The organism is Cobetia sp. SIMBA_158 (genome assembly GCF_046566945.1).
GTDB lineage: Bacteria > Pseudomonadota > Gammaproteobacteria > Pseudomonadales > Halomonadaceae > Cobetia > Cobetia amphilecti.
Map to the genome: position 1 here is coordinate 1 of NZ_JAWJYL010000973.1, position 241 is coordinate 241.

Genomic DNA, 241 nt, shown 5'->3' on the forward strand with positions numbered 1-241 from the left:
GCGCCCAGGCTCTTGGCCAGCGAGGCGGCCATGTCGATGTCGATGCCTGCGAAGTCGCCATTGTCTTCACGGTGGCGGAAGGGCGCATAGTCACCGGTGGTGCAGACCTTCAGCACCTGGCCTTGTTGCACGCGCGAAAGGGTGCTGTCGGACTGTGCATCGCTGGCGGCGGCCGGCATGGCAAAGGCCAGCGACAGGCCAGCGGCGGTCGCGCCGCCGAGACTGGCAGCGGAAAGGGCGC

The 241-nt window shown here is 68.5% G+C and carries 1 protein-coding gene; it reads right to left on the bottom strand.

Annotated features, from left to right (window positions below; genetic code table 11):
- Nucleotides 1–241: transporter substrate-binding domain-containing protein (locus tag R2R70_RS22715; RefSeq protein ID WP_410979302.1), on the bottom strand; the 241-nt coding region annotated here is incomplete at both ends.